Consider the following 16,967-nt stretch of genomic DNA (forward strand, 5'->3'; position numbering starts at 1 on the left):
ACGACCTGCTATCGCGCCGATGCCGCCGATGCGGCAGGCAACGCACGCGATTGCGCCGGTGCGCGAGTCGTGGCGGACGGTGACGGCACGCGTCCCGCCAGCCACTGGATCAGTTGGGTCTGCACCGCGTCGCTGGCGGCGGCGAGCGCCTTTGCGCCGCCCGCAGCGTCGAGCGTGGCGGCAGGCGCCTGCGCTCGCAAGGTGGTCTGCGCGAGCAGCTTCGGTCCGTCGAACAACGTCGCGCGCACCTGCACCACGCCATGGCTCGCCGACGTGCTGTCGAAGTACTGGGCAAACTCTTCGATCTCGACGCGCAGCGCAGGCGCTGCCGCCGGATCGCCCGCCGCGAGCACCGCCCGGTCCACGGACAACGCCGCCCGCAGACGATCCCCGAACAACCTTGCAGGCGACGCCAGCCAGCGGCTGTTCGCATAGACGCGCGCCTGATCGCCTTCGCTGGCCGGCAGGCGGTAATAGATCATGTCGGAGTCGAGCCAGCTAGGCGCGTTGACCACGACCTTGAGCGGCGACTGGTGCGGTACTCCGGCGGCAGCGACTCCGGATGCCGGTGCTGCAGACCCTTTCATGACACCTGGGGCGCTTGGGGCGCTGGGGGCGCTTGCGTTGTCCGCTGCGGCGAGCGCGGCGGCAGGAATGACCGGCGGTCCGAGATCGAAGCGAGCCAGCGAACCGGACGGCGCAGGCGCCGCACACCCGGCCACCAGGGCAGCCGCCCCGAGCGCCACACCCAGCGTCGCGGCCAGACGCGTGCCCAAGGTGCTCGCACCGTCCACCGAACGTCCCGCGCGGCGCAAGGCCATCGCGAAGCCGCGGTTGTTGTCGCGGGCGCCACGCATTGCCTTCGCCGTCTCTGTCATCTGCGTCACTGGTATCACCTCGCCCCGTCCGGTCGGTTCCGTCATCTCGCTCTCCCGTTGCATGCCGCTATCGCGCCTCACTGCGCCGCCCCGCGTGTGCCGTTCGGCCAGGCAAATCCGGCCTCACCCGGTCCCGGCGGCGGGGGCGACGTGCCGAACAGCAGCGCGCGCGGATTGCGGTTGATCGTCTCTGCCGCCTGCCCCACGGCCTGCGACGTGAACCGCAGATCATCGGAGAGCCGGTTCAGACGCGGCAACGCTTCCTGTTGCAGCGAGCCTTCGAACGTCTGCATCGTGCCCTGGAACGCCGCGAGGCTCGACGCCGCCTGATCCGCCGCACGTCCCACACTGTCGAGATTGCGCACGAGCGGCCCTTGCGGGTCGGTCAACTGGTTCGTGAGCCGGTTGGCTCCCGAAAGCGTGCCGTTCAATTCACGCACGGTCTCGGGCAACTGCTTCGTCACCGGTTCGAGCTGTGTCGCAACGCGATTCACGCTCTGCGCCGCGGCCTTCACACTGTTGATCGAATCGAGAATGGCCTGACGATTCTCCGGCGCGAGCAGCTTGTTGACCGACGACGTCACCTCTTCGAGTTGATGCACGAGGTTGTTCCCCCGCCGCTGTAGCTCATCGACGAAGCTCGGTCGCAAACGCAACTGCGCGACCTGCGTCGGCGACGACGGCAACAACGTCCGGTCGTGTCCATCGTCGTCGAGTTGCACGAACGCGAGCCCGGTCACGCCCTGATAGCTCAGCGTGGCGAACGTCGATCGGGTCATCGGCGTGCCTTCGTTCACGAGAATGCGAATGAGGATTTGCCCCGGTTTGCGCGGATCGAACTTGATCGACTCCACCTTGCCCACACTCAGGCCGCGATACCTGACGGCGGACTCCGGGTTGAGACCGGTCACGTTGGTGCCGGACACCAGGTCATACGGCACGCGCACGCGGTTATCGCGATTGAACCAGTACACCGCCGCGGCGACCGCCGCGAGCAACACCAGCGTGAAGAGGCCCGCCATGAAAGCGTGCGATTTATTTTCCATCGTCGAGTAACTCCGAAATCTTGGCGCGCCGTGCCGCAGGCAAAGCCAGCAACGCGCGTCTACCGCGCTCACCGAGGAAGAAACTGTGAATAAACGGGTGATCCACGCACACCACGTCTTCGACCGGTGCATTGACGAGCACCTTGCGATCGGCCAGCACGGCAACGCGCGTGGCGAGCATCATCACCGTATCGAGATCGTGCGTGACCATCACCACGGTCAGCCCCAGCGAGCGATGCAGGCCACGAATCATATCGACGAATTCGTCGGAGGCCTGCGGATCGAGACCGGCGGTCGGCTCGTCGAGAAAGAGCAGTTCGGGTTCCAGCGCAATGGCCCGCGCGATACCCACGCGCTTGATCATCCCGCCCGACAACTCGGATGGCATGCGATTGGCCATCCGCCCCGACAATCCGACCATCTCGAGCTTGTACATCACGACATCGCGAATCAAATCCTCGGACAGCGTATGCAATTCGCGCAGCGGTTGCGCAATGTTGTCGAACACCGTCATCGCGGAGAACAGCGCGCCGCGCTGGAACAGCATGCCCGATCGGCGGCGCAGCAAGTGCGCGGTGCGCCGGTCGATCATCGTGATGTCGTGACCGAAAATGCTGACATGACCGCTCGTCGGCGCTTCCAGGCCGATGATCTGCCGGATCAGTGTCGTCTTCCCCGAGCCCGAGCCGCCGACGAGCGCAATGATCTCGCTCTGGCGCACGGTCAGATCCAGATGCTCGTGGATGGTGTGCGTACCGTACCGTTTGGTGAGGTCGCGCACCTCGATCACCGGTTGCGCCTCGCCCGGCAGCGTAGAGGACACCGGCGGACATCCGGCCGGCGCCCCGGACAGCAAGTCGCTTCCGGGCGAAGACGCAGGCGGCGTTCCGAGGGATTTGGAGGCATCCCGCACAATGGCGTCGCTCATCAGCCGATCCCCACATTGCGGAACAGAATCGCAAACACGGCGTCCGCCAGAATCACGACCGTAATCGATGTCACCACGGACTGCGTGGTGCCTTCGCCGAGACTCTGCGTATTGGGTTTGACGCGCATGCCGAAATGACAGGCCACGAGCGCGATCAGCATGCCGAAGACGACGCCCTTGCCCAGACCGATCCACAGATTCGCGATGCGCACGGCGTTAGGCAGCGTCGTGAAGAAGTAGTGCAAGCCGATGCCAAGTTCGTATTTCGCCGCCAGTGCGCCGCCGAGCAACGCGACGATGTTCGTCCACATGACGAGCAGCGGCATCGCGATCGCCAGCGCAATGACCTTCGGCAACACGAGCCGCAGCCCGTGCGGGATATCCATCACGCGCATCGCGTCGAGCTCTTCGGTCACGCGCATCACGCCCAGTTGCGCAGTGATCGCCGACCCCGAGCGTCCGGCCACGAGAATCGCGGAGAGCACCGGCCCCAGTTCGCGAATCACGGAAAGCCCGAGAATGTTCACGATGAACGTGCTCGCCCCATATAGCTTCAACTGCTGGGCGGACAGATAGGACAGCACGATGCCGATCAGGAACGCCACCATCGCCGTGATGCCGAGCGCTTTGGCGCCGGCGCTGTATATGTTCGCGGACATTTCCAGCCACGGCGCCCGCGACGGATGGCGCACGATCCGGCCGAGGTCGATGACAAAGCGACCGAACATCGTGATGCCGTCGCGCAAATGCTCGCCCAGCGTAAACAGCGAGTTGCCCAGACGGCTGATCGGATCGATGCGGCGCGCCGGCACCGGGCTCTGGCGCGTGCGGTCGAATTCCGCAAGGTGATCGAACAGCGCCCGCTGGGTCGGTGTGAGCGCGACGCGTTCGGGGTACCGACGTTGCCAGTACCGCCACAACGCCTGCGCCCCCACGTGATCGAGCCGCTCTACGCAGGTGAGGTCCCACGCAAGCTCGCCGCGCGGCAGCGCGCGGACCAGCCCCAGCAGCGTCTTCTTGCGTTGCGAGAGCGCCAGCGCCGTCCACAGGCCGCGCAGCATGACCACAGGGCCTTGCGCCGAGGTGGTCAGCTCGAGAGTGGGCACGGCATCGAGGTTCAAAACGGTGGTTCTCCTGACAACAAACCCGCCGGAATCCGGCATGAATCCATACAAGACGCATGGCAAAACGCGGTCATTGTACGGTACAGGCGCGACCCGGCTATTACAACCCGGCGCAGACCGAAAACCTACCGGAATTGTCCGACACACGGCTCAGATAATGCCGAAATACAAGGCGAGACGCGGGACAGCGCGGCGCAGGATCGACCTCGCCGCTACAATAGCAGCCATGAATAACGCCGCACCTTTCCCGCCCGACAACCCTCTCGCCACAACGGCTTCCGATACGTCGGGACGCCCAGCCGGCGCGGGCGTCCCGCCATTGACGGGCACGCCTGCACGTCGGCTCGACGGTGATCGCGTACGGTCGCGTCTGGCCGCCGGCTGCCGTGGCTGGCAGATCGATGTCGTCGACACGACCGGCTCCACGAATCTCGACCTTCTCGCCCGCCTTCGTGAAGACGCCGCGTGTGCGCCCATCGTGCGCGCCGCGCTGCAACAGACGGCCGGACGCGGTCAGCGCGGCCGGGCTTGGCAGAGCTTGCCGGGCGACAGCCTCACCTTCTCGCTGGCCTACGTGATGCCCGGCGGTCCGGCAGAATTGGCCGGGCTGTCGCTGGCCACGGGCGTCGCTGTCGTCGAGGGCTTATCCGACCTGCCGTTGTCGGCGCCGCAAGCCCTCGGTCTCAAATGGCCCAACGACGTGCTGCTGCGCGGCGGCAAGCTCGCGGGCATTCTGATCGAGACGGTCCCCGCCGGACCGGGACGCATCGGCGTCGTGATCGGGATCGGCGTGAACCTGCGGCATGCAAGCGATGTGGCCACACGCATCGACGACGCCACGGCTGCGGGGGCCGACACGAAGGCATCAGCGGCGCCCGCCGTGCCGGCTACTCCGCCAGCCGCCCTCGAAACGGTTCTCGTAGACCCGGACATGACATCCGTGCTCATCGCCCTGGTACAGCGGCTTGCCGCCATGCTGGCGCGCTTCGCAGAACAGCGATTCGGCGCGTTTCGCGAAGACTGGGAGGCGATGCATGCCTATGGCGGCGCGTCGATCCGCGTGATCGAACATGGACGCGACGTGCTGCACGGGGTCGCGCTTGGCGTGGACTCGCAAGGCTGCCTGCGCATCGCGACCGACGAAGGCGAACGCATCGTCGCTAGCGGAGAAGTGTCGGTGCGCTTACTGGACGCACCGCCGGCGCGCGGGACAGCCGGCGCGCAGGGAGTCCGCTAATGGTCGCATCCCGCCGAACCTCGCCGACCGCGTCGGCATCGTCACCACGATCAACGCCGCCGATATCGGCAGGCAAAGGCAACGCTGCGACCACCGCCACGAACGCTGCCGAGAGCGTCGCTCCCCCATGGCTGCTGGTCGACGCGGGCAACAGCCGGATCAAATGGGCGCTGGCGCCTGCGGTAAGGCCCGCGCACTGGTGCGCCGCCTCGCCGTCCTTTCTCGCCAGCGGCGCGGTGGATCACGCGCAATGGCGTACCCTCGCCACGCAAATCCGTGCAGGCTGGTGGGCGCTGGACGCGGGCGATACCCGGGATGGGCAGCCCCCCTATGACGCCGGCGCGGCCCGCGACAGACACCTCGCGCCGAATGCCGCGCCGCTGGCCCTCGGTCATGGCGGTGATAGCGGCCAGGGCGGTCAGGGCGGTCAGGGCGGTCAGGGCGGACAGGGCGACGGGTTTATCTGCCCCCAGCCGGCCGGCGTCTGGCTGACCAACGTCGCCGGCGACGCTGCCGAACAAGCCGTACGCATGACGTTGCAAACCCTGTGGGGCATGGCGTCGGCCGACTGGCTCAAGGTGCTGCGTGCGGGCGAAGCGCGCGCAGGCGTGCGCAACGGCTATCGTGTGCCAACCCAACTGGGCAGCGACCGCTGGGCGAGTCTGATCGGCGCGCACGCGGCCTGGCCCGGCGAACATCTGCTGATCGTCACGCTGGGAACGGCCACGACCGTCGAGGCCCTGCAAGGAAACGGCGACTATCTCGGCGGACTGATCGCACCGGGACCGGCGCTGATGCTGCAATCGCTTGCGCAGGGGACCGCGCAACTCCCGACACTCGACGCCACCCTGCCTTCGGGCGGACAGACATTCGCGCGCAGCACCGCTGAAGCGATGCTTCGCGGATGCGCCGCTGCGCAGGCCGGTCTCGTGGAGCGGAGTCACGCGCAATTGGAAGCGCAGCTCGGCGCACCGGTGCGATGTGTGCTCTCGGGTGGCGCGCGTCACGCGCTGGCGCACCTGCTGACGTTGCCCTTTACCGAACACGATCAACTCGTGCCCGCCGGTTTGTATGAAGTGGCGCTTCGCGAAAACGAGGCGACCACGCCCGACACACCTGCGGCAGGCACCGCAGCAACCGACACCCCGGCAGGCGCATCGCGCGCTGCCGGACATGCGCGAAAGGGAGTCTGAGATGTTGCGTGCGTTGTTGCTCGTCATGTTTCTCGCGGCGAACGCGGCATTGGCCGCTGTGCATCTGGGCTGGCTGAAATGGCGCGACGTGTTGCCGGAAACCGGCCGCGAACCGGCGCGCATCAACACACAACTCGACCCTGCGCATATTCGCCTCACCGGCGCAGACATCAGTCGCCCGACGCCCGCGAGTGCCGCCGCGAGCGCCGCCGACACGCCGGACAGCGCCAGCGGAAGCCACGCCGAAAGCGAGGCGCCCGCCTCGTCGGCGCCAGCGTCGTCGGCCACCGCCGCGAGTCAGGCCCTTGCCGCCACGGCCCCGGCCGCCGTGTCGGGCGACGCTGCCGCCTCACAAGCCGCCGCCGCTGTCGCGGCATCGAGCTGTCTCGATGTCGGTCCGTTCGCCGCCAGCGACGCCCAGCAGGCACGCGGCCTGCTGCTCGCGGCCCTGCCGGCCGGTCAGGGCGACATTCAATCCATCGCCGTCGACAAGCGCTACTGGGTGCATCTCGACCCGGTACCGAACAAGGCCGCCGCCGACAAGCAAGTGGCGCAATTGCGCTCGGCGGGCGTGACGGAATACTTCCTCGTGAACGACGAAGGCCCGGCGCTGGTCGTCTCGCTCGGACTGTTCAACGATAAGGATCGTGCGACGCGTCTGATGGCGATCGCGCAGAAAAAAGGGCTCACGCCGCAGTTGAGCGAGCGGCCGAATGCAAAGAGCCGCATCGTCTATCGTATTGCCGGCATCAATGCGAACGCGGCAACGCAGGTTCGTGGCGTAGTGACGCAACAATGGTCGGCACAATTGCTCAAGGCTTGCCCGGCACCCTCGGGCAGCCCGCCTGCGGCGAGTCGTTGAGGAGGCATTCGGGGTAGGGCGGCACCAGGGTTCAGGATGCCGCGACGCGTGCGGGTCTCTCGGGGTCTCGGGGTCTCGGGGTCTCGGGGTCTTGCGGCTTACGCCCGTTCGCCCGAAGTTTTGAAGCGGCTCGGCATGCGCCAAATGCGGCGGGCCAATGGCATCCATCGCCATACAAGTCGTCGGCATTCGTCGCCCGCCATGCGCATGAGCGGGCGACACCGGCCGGCCGGGATATCTCAGCCGACGTGCTTCAGTTCCACCACCGGTCGCACGACGCCCGTGCGCGTACCGCGCGCGTTTTTCACGACGGGCGACACCCACGGCGCGAGGCCCGTTTCCTCGGGCGTGTCCACGAGGCCAAGCCCCTTGAGGACCGCCACCGCCGCCGTGTAGAGCGCGCGCATGTTGCCGTCGACGATCTTGATCGCGATACCGAGTCCGGCGGAACGTATGCCGATGGTTTGCACACCGTCTGCGCCGATCTTCGCCACCCAGTCGCCGGGCGCCATGCGCATGAACGCCAGATCGTTGCGGGCGGTGCCCGAGACCATTTCCGGCTGTTGCGTCATGGCGGCAAAGAGCGTCGAGAGCGCCGCATCGTCGCTGGCGGCGAGGCGTGCATAGGCGGCGGCCAGCTTGTCGAGCGGCAGCGCGTAGTTCGGGGCGGAGCAACCGTCGATACCGAGCGGCAACGCATCGCCATCGACGCCGACGACAGTGCCCACCCGTGCACGAATCTTCTGCTGCAACGGATGCGCGGGATCGAGATAAGTGTCGAGCGGCAATCCATGCTGAGCGCAATAGGCGAGGAAGCCCGCATGCTTGCCCGAGCAATTGTGATGCAGCGGCGTCGGTTTCAGATCGGCCGGAGCACGCTTGCCGGTGGCCGAGTAGAACGTCGGCACATGGCAACCGCATTGCAAATGGTGTTCCTCACACCCGGCCTTGCTCAGCAGGCTTTTCACGCCGTCGACGTGAAACGATTCCCCCGAATGGCTCGCGCACAGCAATGCCAGTTCCGATTGCGTCAGGCCGAAGTGGGCGACGCCGTCGCCTTCGACGAACGGCAGGGCCTGAAACGGCTTGAGCGTGGAGCGCGAGAACGTCAGGAACGCGGGGTCGCCGGCGGCGTAACGCAAGCGCCCCTGCGCATCGACGACGGCGACCGAACCGTAATGCACGCACTCGGCCGTATCGACACCGTTCGCACCTCGCGTGACTTCAACGAGCGGAGCGAGCGTCATGATTGGGCACGCACTTTCTTGAGCAGCGACGTCGTCGAGCGCTGATGCTCGAACGGAATGGCCAGCGCCTTGCCGCCCCAGCCGCGAACCAACGCGGACTCCGGCAGCTTGTCCATGTCGTAGTCGCCGCCCTTGACGAGAATATCCGGACGCACCGCGGCAATCAGCGCTTCGGGGGTCGATTCGCCGAACGTCACCACATAGTCGACGCTTTGCAGCGCTGCGAGCAACGCCGCACGGTCGTTCTCGTTGTTGATCGGGCGGTCGTCGCCCTTGCCGAGCGTTCGCACGGAAGCATCGGTATTCACACCGACGACGAGACATGCCCCCAGCGCGCGCGCCTGGGCAAGATAGGTCACATGGCCGCGATGCAGGATGTCGAACACGCCGTTGGTGAACACCAGCGGACGAGGCAGCGTGGGCGCCAATGCCGCGAGCGCCTCGCGCGAAAGAATCTTGGCCTCGAAATCGGCCTGAGGAATGACTTGGGAAGATGACATGACGATCGATCGAAGTGAGTGCGCGATTCGCTGCCGACGCGCCGATGGCCGCTATTGTCCCACGACACGACACGCGGGCAACCCATTCGCAGCGGACCGATTCAGCGACAACGGCCGATACCGGTCAGGCGCCGGAGAACGACCCTATATGGGTCGATGGGCCCCCTCGTCGCCCCCCCGGTCGAAACCTCGTCGGCATCGCGTCGACATCGCGTCCGGGGCGACCTGACACCTGCAACGCCCCCCACGCGCAAGCGCCGCCCGTTGCGCGCAGAGCGATACTTCGGCGCAACAAAAAAGGGGCCGAAGCCCCTTTCTCGTACATACCGCGAGTGACTCGCCGACAGTTACCGACCCCTTGCCGCCGAAGTCGCCGAAGTCGCCGAAGTAACTTTAGCAGCCGACTTATGTCGACTTATGCCGACGCTGCCACGGCCGGCGCCGGTGCGGCCACCGCCGCCAGACGGACGGTGATTTCCTTGCGGTAACGGTTCAGATCCTGCGCCGTCGCAAACGTGCGCTCGAACAGCAGCGACATGTTGTGCAGAATGCGCTCGACCACCTTCTTTTCCCAGCTGTCGTCGAACTTGATCTGCTCGTCGAGCCAGTGTTCGAGCCACTCCGGCTCCGGCAGACGCGACTGCACCGTGTCGTTCGGGAACAGTTCCTTGTTCACGTGCAGGTTGGTCGGGTGCAGCGGCTTTTCGGTGCGACGCGCCGCAGCCATCAACACGCCGATCTTCGCGAACGCGGCACGTGCGTTGTCGCCGAAGTTCGTGAGCGCCTTCTTCATGTAACGCAGATAAGCGCCGCCATGACGCGCTTCGTCGCGCGAGATGACTTCGTAGATATGCTTGATGACCGGCTCGGTGTGCCATTCGGCGGCACGGCGATACCAGTGGTTCAGGCGGATTTCGCCGCAGAAGTGCAGCATCAGCGTCTCGAGCGGCGGGGCCGGGTCGAACGGGAAGCGCACGGCGTGCAGTTCCGCCTCGGTCGGTACGAGATCCGGGCGGAAGCGGCGCAGGTACTCCATGAGCACCAGCGAATGCTTTTGCTCTTCGAAGAACCACACGCTCATGAACGCGGAAAAATCGCTGTCGTCACGATTGTCGCGCAAGAACATCTCGGTGGCCGGCAGCGCCGCCCATTCCGTGATGGCATTCATCTTGATGGTGCGCGCCTGATCGTCGGTGAGTTGGCTCGCGTCGAACTTGTCCCACGGAATATCGCTTTCCATGTTCCAACGCACTGCCTCCAGCGACTTGTACAGTTCGGGATACAGCATTTCGGTCATTTCAATTACCCCCAAGGTCGCGAGACCTTACACCAGGACTCAAGATAGTATTGTGAAAGTTTACGCCGAATTTCGACAGACAAAACGGTGAGCGTGTCGCGGTCGGCCCCCGCCGTCCGGTTCCACGTCTTGAACCCTGCCGTCGCATCGGGACGGCGATTTCACGCCTGTTAGCTGGTCGCATCCTGGCGATATGGCTTAGAGCGACCCTTCTAAAATATGGGCAAACTCTTGAATCATAACACAATTCCCCTTCATTACCGTGACGTTTGACACTCACGTGACGGTAATGCGTCGTAATTTTGACGCGTGTCAAATTGTCACGGAAACCCCCTAAGCTCAAGGGGCGACGGGCCTTTCCGCACACGCGTGCAGACCGCCCCGAACGCTCGCCCGATCCGTCGTCCGATGCGCCTTGTGCCGGACGCCCCAGGGCGGTGCGTCAGGGTATGTCCTTGTGCCACGGGCCTGCGCGGGCAGCGTCCGATGGTCTACCCTGAAAGCAATCGTTCCGCAGTTGCGACGCCTCCTTCCGACAGTGGGTTTCCCGCTTTGAGGATAGTTCTCAGTCGCAATTACGCAACACGTATGACGGGCAGACGCCACGGCAGAACGAGCCGGGCGTCGCCAACGGGCCTACCGACTCGACTGGATCCTTGACCGATAAGGAGCCGAGCATGGCACTTCGAGCACATCGGGCAAACCGGGCACGACCGACGTCTTTCGCAAACGTCACCTTTCGTCCCGACTTTGCCGCATGGCTGCGTACCGCCTGTTTGTGGATGGCGGTGGCGACGGCCCCTGGCGCTTACGCATTCGACGTGGGCCAGTTGGCCTCACAGGAGATTCCGGCCGCCCATCTGGTCGGTCAAGGCTCGTTCTCACGATTAGGTTTCCATCTCTACGACGCGTCGCTGTTCTCCGCTGCCGAGCGCCTGAGCGCGAACTGGAGCGCGCAGCCGCTCGTGCTCGACGTACGCTACGCGCGCAGCTTCAAGTCGCATACGCTCGTGCAACGCAGTCTGGTCGAGATGAGCAAGCTGCAAATGGGCACGGACGCCGAACGGCAGCGTTGGGCCGACGAACTCGCCCGCATTCTGCCGGACGTCTCGGCGGGGCAGCATCTCACGGGCGTCTTCCGGCCGGGCGACGGCACGCGGTTCTTCTCGGACGGCAAGCTCATTGGCCAGATTGCGGGCGACGCTTTCGGCCGCGCCTTCTTCTCGATCTGGTTGGACCCGCGCACCAGCGCCCCCGACCTGCGCGCGGAACTGATCAGCGACGCGCGTTGAGCGAGTTGGCGGCGCCGGCCGGGCGAACGGCCCGCACGGTGGCGCGGTGGCACGACAGAACGACGGCACGCCATTGACGCCGAACGGCAGCGTCCGCGCGGCGCGCCGGGGATCCGCATGCCGTCGGATCCAGGAGGCTGATGGGACTGACGGGGCGCAGGCGGGAAGGACGCGACGCCCTGAACATGCCGGACGTGCAGCACACGCGGAACCTACCGGATCAATGGACCTGCGGACCGACGCACCTATGGACATCGACCACACGGCTGCGCTCACGCGCCTCACGCATTATTTCGAGACCCTGACCCGTCAGAGCATCGGCAATCTGGGCGAGTTCTACACGCCCAACGTCTACGTGAAGACACCGCTCCACGAGGTCCGCAGCGCCGCCGAGGCCGCAGGACTCCTCACTCGCCTCTTCGACCGCCTGGAGGTGCCGCACGTTGAGGTAACAGCGCAACTCTTGCAGCACAATCAGGCGTTGCTTGTCTGGAATCTCCACTTCCACACGAAGCGTTGGCTCGACGACGAGCAAGTCATTCACGGGGCGTCACATTTGCGACTCGCGGTGGACGGGCGCGTCGCGTATCAGCGCGACTATTGGGACGCCACCGAAGACCTCTATCTGAAACTTCCCGTCCTCGGCCGTCTGATACGTTTGCTGCGCCATCGGCTGTTTCTCTGAGCGGGTGAATCGCCTTGGCCGCCGTGGCCGCCGTGGCCGGCGAATCGGAAATCAGCCGACGCTCTGTGCGGCCCCTTTCGCGGCAGCCGTTCCCCAACGTTCGGATTCGGCGCCCTCGCTGCCTCACCCTCCGCCTCACCCTCCGCCTCCCCTTCTGCCTCCCCCTCCGGACCATCACCCGCCGGCAATCAGGAGCCGCCGCGATCGGATCGCACGCTTGAGGCAACGTCACACGACCATCGCCGCACGCACCCGCGCACTCCGGCGCGCCAAGGGCAGTTTTCTTCAATACGCGTCACGCCCAACGATCTACAGTCGGCGCCTCGCACTCGCCGCAACGCTGCGGATGTGCCTCCACGAGGATTCCGATGACCCTTTTCTATTCGATGGCCGCATTCGCGCTGGCCGCCTCCATCACCCCCGGCCCCGTCAACGTCGTCGCACTCGGCGCCGGCGCACGCTATGGTCTCTTGCCAAGTCTGCGCCATGTCACCGGGGCGACGGTCGGATTCGTGGCATTGCTCGTCGCGGTGGGCTTCGGCGTCTACGAACTGTTGCAACGCCTGCCCGCGCTGATGCACGCAATCCAGTGGTTCGGCGTGGCGTTCCTGCTGTACATGGCATACAAGCTCGCAGTCGATGACGGCGACCTCGGCGACACGCGCACGCAACGTGGCCCCACGCTGTCGCACGGCGCCGTGATGCAATGGCTGAACCCGAAGGCGTGGCTCGCGGCGCTGGCCGGCATGGGGGCATACACCGGCGGCGACCCCGCACGCATCTGGCAGTTCGCGGCGATCTACTTCGTGATCTGCTGGTTATCGGTGGGATGCTGGGCCGCAGCCGGGGCGATGTTGCGGCATCGCATGCGGGACCCGCAACGCGTGCGTTATCTTAATCGGGGGATGGCCGCACTGCTGGCGGCAAGCGCGGTGTATCTGGTGGCGGCGTAGCGAAAGCCCACGGCGCGAACCGCCCGGATGCCCGCACGCCGGCGACCGCGCGCATGTCAGCGAAAGCGCTGGCGGACCAGTCACGTCGCGCGCGTCTCGCGGTAGTGCCCGGGCGTGGCGGCGAGCAGTTGCTTGAAGGTTCGCTGGAAATGCGCCTGATCGGCGAAGCCTGCATCGAGCGCCACCTCCGCGATGGCGTGCCCGCGACGCAAGCGCGCTCTCGCGTACTGGATGCGCTGGTTCATGAGAAACGCGTGCGGGGTGAGGCCGTACTGCGTGCGAAACGCACGCGTGAGATACGATGCCGACAGTCCCGCCGCCGCGCAAATCTGCGCGAGCGTGAGCGCCTCGCAGCAATGGGCGCGGATGAAGTCGGCCGCCTTGCCGAGCTTGTGCGGGTCGTCCCGCATCGGCTTCGGCGCAGGGTTCAAACGCTCGTGCACGTCGATGAAGTATTGCTGCACGGCACTCTCCCGCGCCAGCCCGTCGTGCGACGCATCGGTGCATACGTCGTAAAGCCGGTTCAGCCCGCCGTAAAGTGCCGGATCGGTCGATGACATCGGATCGAAGAGATGCAGATCCTGCCCATGCCCGAACCCCAGCTCGCGCTGCAAATCCCGCAACCACGTCGTATCGACGAACAGCATCCGATAGGCCCACGCCTCGTCGCCGATGGGATTACAGGCGTGCACCGCGTCGGGGTTCATGACGACCACGCTGCCGCGCCCCACGGTTTCCCGCGCGCGCCCATTGAGATAAGTGCTGCGCCCGCCCGTCACCACGCCGATGGAGAAGGTCTCATGGCTGTGCAGCGCGTAGCACACACGACGCCCGTCGCGCACCTCGCGAGCTTCGAGAAACGGGAGCGACGGGTCGCGCCAGAACGTCGACGGGTACGGACATTCGACAACGGCGCGTGAGAACTTCGGCATAGGCGCTGGATTCGATGACAACAAGGGCGGCAACGGGATAACCGGGACAATCGGGATCAACGCGACTAAAGGGACATGCGGGAAATCCGGCACGACCGGCGAAGCGAACGCGGTGAACCTGTCGAACAATAAGACGATGCACGACGGGCGGCAAGCGCCGTGCGGGTGACAAGCCCGTGACGAGCAGCGAGCCGCGAGCCGCGAACCGCAAGCAACGGGCGCCGCGCGTTACGCCGCCGGTTTTCCGGTGTCTGCCACCGCTGCGGCCGGATCGATCGACAGCGGCGAGTTCGCCGGCGGCTCGGCGCCGCCCACTGCACCGGCTTCGACGTCGTCGAGCGGGCTGGTGCCGTCCGCTTCGGCGACGAGCCATGCGGCAATCGCATCGCGCTGCGCGTAGGCATCCGCCTCACCGAGCGCGATGAGTTCCTGCGTATAGGCCGACTCGAACAACAAGTAGCTGGCGAACGCCGCGCCGCGTTCGGCGTCGGCGCCGATCGCCCCGAGCATCGTGCGCACCGCACGCGGCAACTGCTTGAGGTGACGCGCCGCGATCGGCTCCAGCCGCTGACTCGGCGAAATCAGTAATGTCTCGATGGGACGCCATCCGCTCGACTCTCGTTGCGCCTCGGGGACGTAACGTAACACGTTGTTGATGTGCTGCAAGCGCTCCAGGTCCGCCGAGAGGCCGTCGATGAACACGCTCGCGAGCGCCTGACCGCCGATCTGCGCAAGGCTCGGATAGCCGCCGATGCGCTCGCCGCTGCTGTCGAGCCCGTACTGTCCGTGCGAGGCGCCGATAATCAGCACGCGCGTCGCGCCCAGGTGAATCGGCGGGCTTAGCGGCGCGATCTGCCGCATCGAACCGTCGCCGAAATACTCCGACTGCCCGTCGAGATCGAGTTCGATGGCAGGGAACAGGAACGGAATCGCGCTCGACGCCAGCAAGTGCTCCACCGTCAGCGGCACGGCACGCGCCAGCCGCAACGAGCGCTTCCATGCCTGAATCGGCTCGGCGCTTTGATAGAACGTGACGTGTTTGCCGGAGGAGTACGACAGCGCCGTCACCGATAACGCTTCGAGCGCGCCGCAGGCGAACACGTCCGGCAACCGGTCGAGACGGATCGCCTGACGCAGCATGTCGGCCAGCGGTGACCAGTCGAACAACGAGCGAGGCGAGCGTCGCAACGCCCAGCCCAGCGAGATGGCGGCGAGCCAGCGCGCGCCGGTGCCGGCCATGCCCAACGAGTCGGCGCGGAACACCTGACCGGCGTGAAACTGACGCCAGACGGCATCGAGTTTCATCACGCCGTGCTGGAAGTCGTCTGCGTGCGAGGCCAGCGCTGCGGCGTTGATCGCCCCGGCAGAGGTGCCGCACACGACAGGAAACGGGATCGCTCGCCGCGACGGCAGGACCTCGCGCTGAATCGCCGCAATCGCCGCGAGGACGCCGACCTGATACGCCGCGCGTGCGCCACCGCCCATCAGGACGAGACCGGTACGTTCGCCTGAGATCATGAGGGCCTCCTCCTGCCTTCGTTCTCGTTGTGCTCGATGCCCCGTCAGCCAGGCGTGTCGGCGAATCCCTGCGCCAACGCCGCCGGCGTCTGCCCGTCAAACGGCGCTTGCGCTACCCCTCCCACACGGCTCGGCGTTCGATTCACCGGGCTTGCGACGACAGTCGCTCCCGGGCCGGGCTTACCATTTCCAGGCAGCCTGCTTGCCGGTCGCTGCCGGCGCTCTGGCCGTCTTGTCGTTCGTCTTGTCGTTCGCATTGCCCGATGTTTTCGTCGACGCTTTAGCGGACGTTTTGGCCGACGTCTTCACAGCCGCCGATTTCGCCGGCGTCTTCTTGCTCGCCGGGGCACGCTTTGCGGCAGTCTTCGTGGCGGTCTTCGCTGAGGTTTTCCGGGCGCCCGTTCCCGCATTCCCCGCTGTCTTCCCCGCTGTCTTCCCCGACGCCTTGCCAGGCGTCGACGACGCGGCGCCCGTCGCGGCATGCGTCGCCTTGGCGGCCGCTTCGGACATATGCGCGGCGGCGGCTTCCGTCATCTGCGCCGCCGACACCCCGGCGGCTTGCGCGGCGGCGGCAATCTGGTCGAACTGGGCGCGCATCGCGTTGAACCACATCGACGGGTCCAGCGCACCGTAAGCGCTGCTCGCCTGCGCGAAGGGCGCCGCCGACGCACCTGCGCCCTCGGCGGCGCCTTGCGGCTCCGCGTCCGTCTCGGATGCGGTGTCAGGCGGCATCTCCGGCTCGTCGGCGCTCGCCTGCGGCTCGGGTTCGACGTCCTGCGCAGGCTCCGACGTGGCGAACGGCGAGCGCCAGAAGTGAGCGGTTCCGGCATCCCCGGCATCGGCAGCGCCGGTGTGCGTCTCGCCTGCCGTGCCGGCCGCACCGAAGTTGCCCGTGCCGAACGCGCGCAGCGTCGCGTAAGTTGCGCGCTGCACTTCGAACGCCTGAATGGTCGAGCGCAGCACGTTCAGATTGAGCGTGAGCCACTGTTCGACAGCCCGCATCTCGGCGATACGATTCTCGATTTCGTTGGGATCGAGCAACGGCGCGGCGCTCTGCATCAACTGCGTGAGCGGCGAGGTGAAAGTCGCGGGCGGGCTGAACGCCTCCCACATCTTCTTGAGAATGTCGAAGCCGTTCGGCATGGCACTCGTCGAATCGCTCATTACGATCTCCAGTCACGGTCGGGGACGCACGGCGCGTCGGTCAAGCCACGCGCACGGGGCGTATGGCTATCGATCATACGCCGAGCGTGCGCCAGTGGTGTGTCAAAAAGG

The 16,967-nt window shown here is 66.1% G+C and carries 16 protein-coding genes; 6 read left to right on the forward strand and 10 right to left on the reverse strand.

Translation table 11 applies throughout. The annotated features are described in order from the left end of the window. Positions 1-8: 8 nt before the first annotated feature. From PAN31108_RS03255 to PAN31108_RS03270, 4 genes are read right to left on the reverse strand one after another with little or no spacing between them, the layout of a single operon-like run. Positions 9-923 carry an ABC-type transport auxiliary lipoprotein family protein gene (locus PAN31108_RS03255; protein WP_246183755.1) on the reverse strand — a complete coding sequence of 305 codons (915 nt, stop codon included), beginning with the start codon at positions 921-923 and terminating at the stop codon, positions 9-11. Between the two features lie 32 nt (positions 924-955). Further along, a complete protein-coding gene (locus PAN31108_RS03260) occupies positions 956-1,924 on the reverse strand; it encodes an MlaD family protein (protein ID WP_150667470.1) in 969 nt (322 codons plus the stop codon). After that, a complete protein-coding gene (locus PAN31108_RS03265; RefSeq protein ID WP_246183756.1) occupies positions 1,914-2,852 on the reverse strand; it encodes an ABC transporter ATP-binding protein in 939 nt (312 codons plus the stop codon). The genes PAN31108_RS03260 and PAN31108_RS03265 overlap by 11 nt, the downstream gene beginning before the upstream one ends. Beyond that, positions 2,852-3,973, reverse strand: a complete 1,122-nt coding sequence (locus tag PAN31108_RS03270; protein ID WP_370819563.1) for an MlaE family ABC transporter permease — start codon at positions 3,971-3,973, stop codon at positions 2,852-2,854. The genes PAN31108_RS03265 and PAN31108_RS03270 overlap by 1 nt, the downstream gene beginning before the upstream one ends. 229 nt (positions 3,974-4,202) lie before the next feature. Between PAN31108_RS03270 and PAN31108_RS03275 the strand changes: the two genes are divergently transcribed. The 3 genes from PAN31108_RS03275 to PAN31108_RS03285 are packed head-to-tail and all read left to right on the forward strand — an operon-like array spanning position 4,203 to position 7,268. After that, entirely contained in the window at positions 4,203-5,213 is a 1,011-nt protein-coding gene (locus tag PAN31108_RS03275) for a biotin--[acetyl-CoA-carboxylase] ligase (protein WP_174994831.1), read from the forward strand. After that, on the forward strand, positions 5,213-6,406 hold the full coding sequence (locus tag PAN31108_RS03280) for a type III pantothenate kinase (protein ID WP_150667472.1): 1,194 nt from the start codon (positions 5,213-5,215) through the stop codon (positions 6,404-6,406). The genes PAN31108_RS03275 and PAN31108_RS03280 overlap by 1 nt, the downstream gene beginning before the upstream one ends. Position 6,407: 1 nt before the next feature. Further along, positions 6,408-7,268 (forward strand): SPOR domain-containing protein, encoded by an 861-nt coding sequence (locus PAN31108_RS03285; RefSeq protein ID WP_174994832.1) that lies wholly within the window; start codon positions 6,408-6,410, stop codon positions 7,266-7,268. A 239-nt stretch (positions 7,269-7,507) separates the two neighbouring features. Here the strand turns inward: PAN31108_RS03285 and PAN31108_RS03290 are convergent, their stop codons facing one another. The 3 genes from PAN31108_RS03290 to PAN31108_RS03300 form a co-directional block, all read right to left on the reverse strand. After that, entirely contained in the window at positions 7,508-8,515 is a 1,008-nt protein-coding gene (locus tag PAN31108_RS03290) for an asparaginase (RefSeq protein ID WP_150667474.1), read from the reverse strand. Further along, entirely contained in the window at positions 8,512-9,015 is a 504-nt protein-coding gene (gene rfaE2 / locus PAN31108_RS03295; RefSeq protein ID WP_150667475.1) for a D-glycero-beta-D-manno-heptose 1-phosphate adenylyltransferase, read from the reverse strand. Before rfaE2 ends, PAN31108_RS03290 begins: the two co-directional genes overlap by 4 nt. Before the next feature lie 415 nt (positions 9,016-9,430). Continuing rightward, positions 9,431-10,303 (reverse strand): ferritin family protein, encoded by an 873-nt coding sequence (locus PAN31108_RS03300; protein ID WP_174994861.1) that lies wholly within the window; start codon positions 10,301-10,303, stop codon positions 9,431-9,433. A 686-nt stretch (positions 10,304-10,989) separates the two neighbouring features. Between PAN31108_RS03300 and PAN31108_RS03305 the strand changes: the two genes are divergently transcribed. From PAN31108_RS03305 to PAN31108_RS03315, 3 genes are all read left to right on the forward strand, one after another. Next, complete coding sequence (locus PAN31108_RS03305; protein ID WP_150667477.1) at positions 10,990-11,604, forward strand: chalcone isomerase family protein; 615 nt, start codon at positions 10,990-10,992, stop codon at positions 11,602-11,604. A gap of 247 nt (positions 11,605-11,851) precedes the next feature. After that, the gene (locus tag PAN31108_RS03310) at positions 11,852-12,289 is read left to right on the forward strand and encodes a nuclear transport factor 2 family protein (protein WP_174994833.1); all 438 of its coding nucleotides are present in this window, start codon (positions 11,852-11,854) and stop codon (positions 12,287-12,289) included. A 368-nt stretch (positions 12,290-12,657) separates the two neighbouring features. Next, positions 12,658-13,242, forward strand: coding sequence for a LysE family translocator (locus PAN31108_RS03315; RefSeq protein WP_150667479.1), 585 nt, complete (start codon positions 12,658-12,660; stop codon positions 13,240-13,242). 80 nt (positions 13,243-13,322) lie between these two features. On the opposite strand, the gene PAN31108_RS03320 is transcribed toward PAN31108_RS03315, so the two are convergent. The 3 genes from PAN31108_RS03320 to PAN31108_RS03330 all read right to left on the reverse strand — a co-directional run bounded on the left by PAN31108_RS03320 (position 13,323) and on the right by PAN31108_RS03330 (position 16,856). Beyond that, the gene (locus PAN31108_RS03320; RefSeq protein ID WP_150667480.1) at positions 13,323-14,174 is read right to left on the reverse strand and encodes an AraC family transcriptional regulator; all 852 of its coding nucleotides are present in this window, start codon (positions 14,172-14,174) and stop codon (positions 13,323-13,325) included. Between the two features lie 228 nt (positions 14,175-14,402). Beyond that, complete coding sequence (locus tag PAN31108_RS03325) at positions 14,403-15,692, reverse strand: patatin-like phospholipase family protein (RefSeq protein WP_150667481.1); 1,290 nt, start codon at positions 15,690-15,692, stop codon at positions 14,403-14,405. A 180-nt stretch (positions 15,693-15,872) separates the two neighbouring features. Further along, positions 15,873-16,856, reverse strand: coding sequence for a PhaM family polyhydroxyalkanoate granule multifunctional regulatory protein (locus tag PAN31108_RS03330; RefSeq protein ID WP_150667482.1), 984 nt, complete (start codon positions 16,854-16,856; stop codon positions 15,873-15,875). Positions 16,857-16,967 lie beyond the last annotated feature (111 nt).

Origin of the sequence: Pandoraea anhela (genome assembly GCF_902459655.1) — a bacterium.
Classification (GTDB): domain Bacteria; phylum Pseudomonadota; class Gammaproteobacteria; order Burkholderiales; family Burkholderiaceae; genus Pandoraea; species Pandoraea anhela.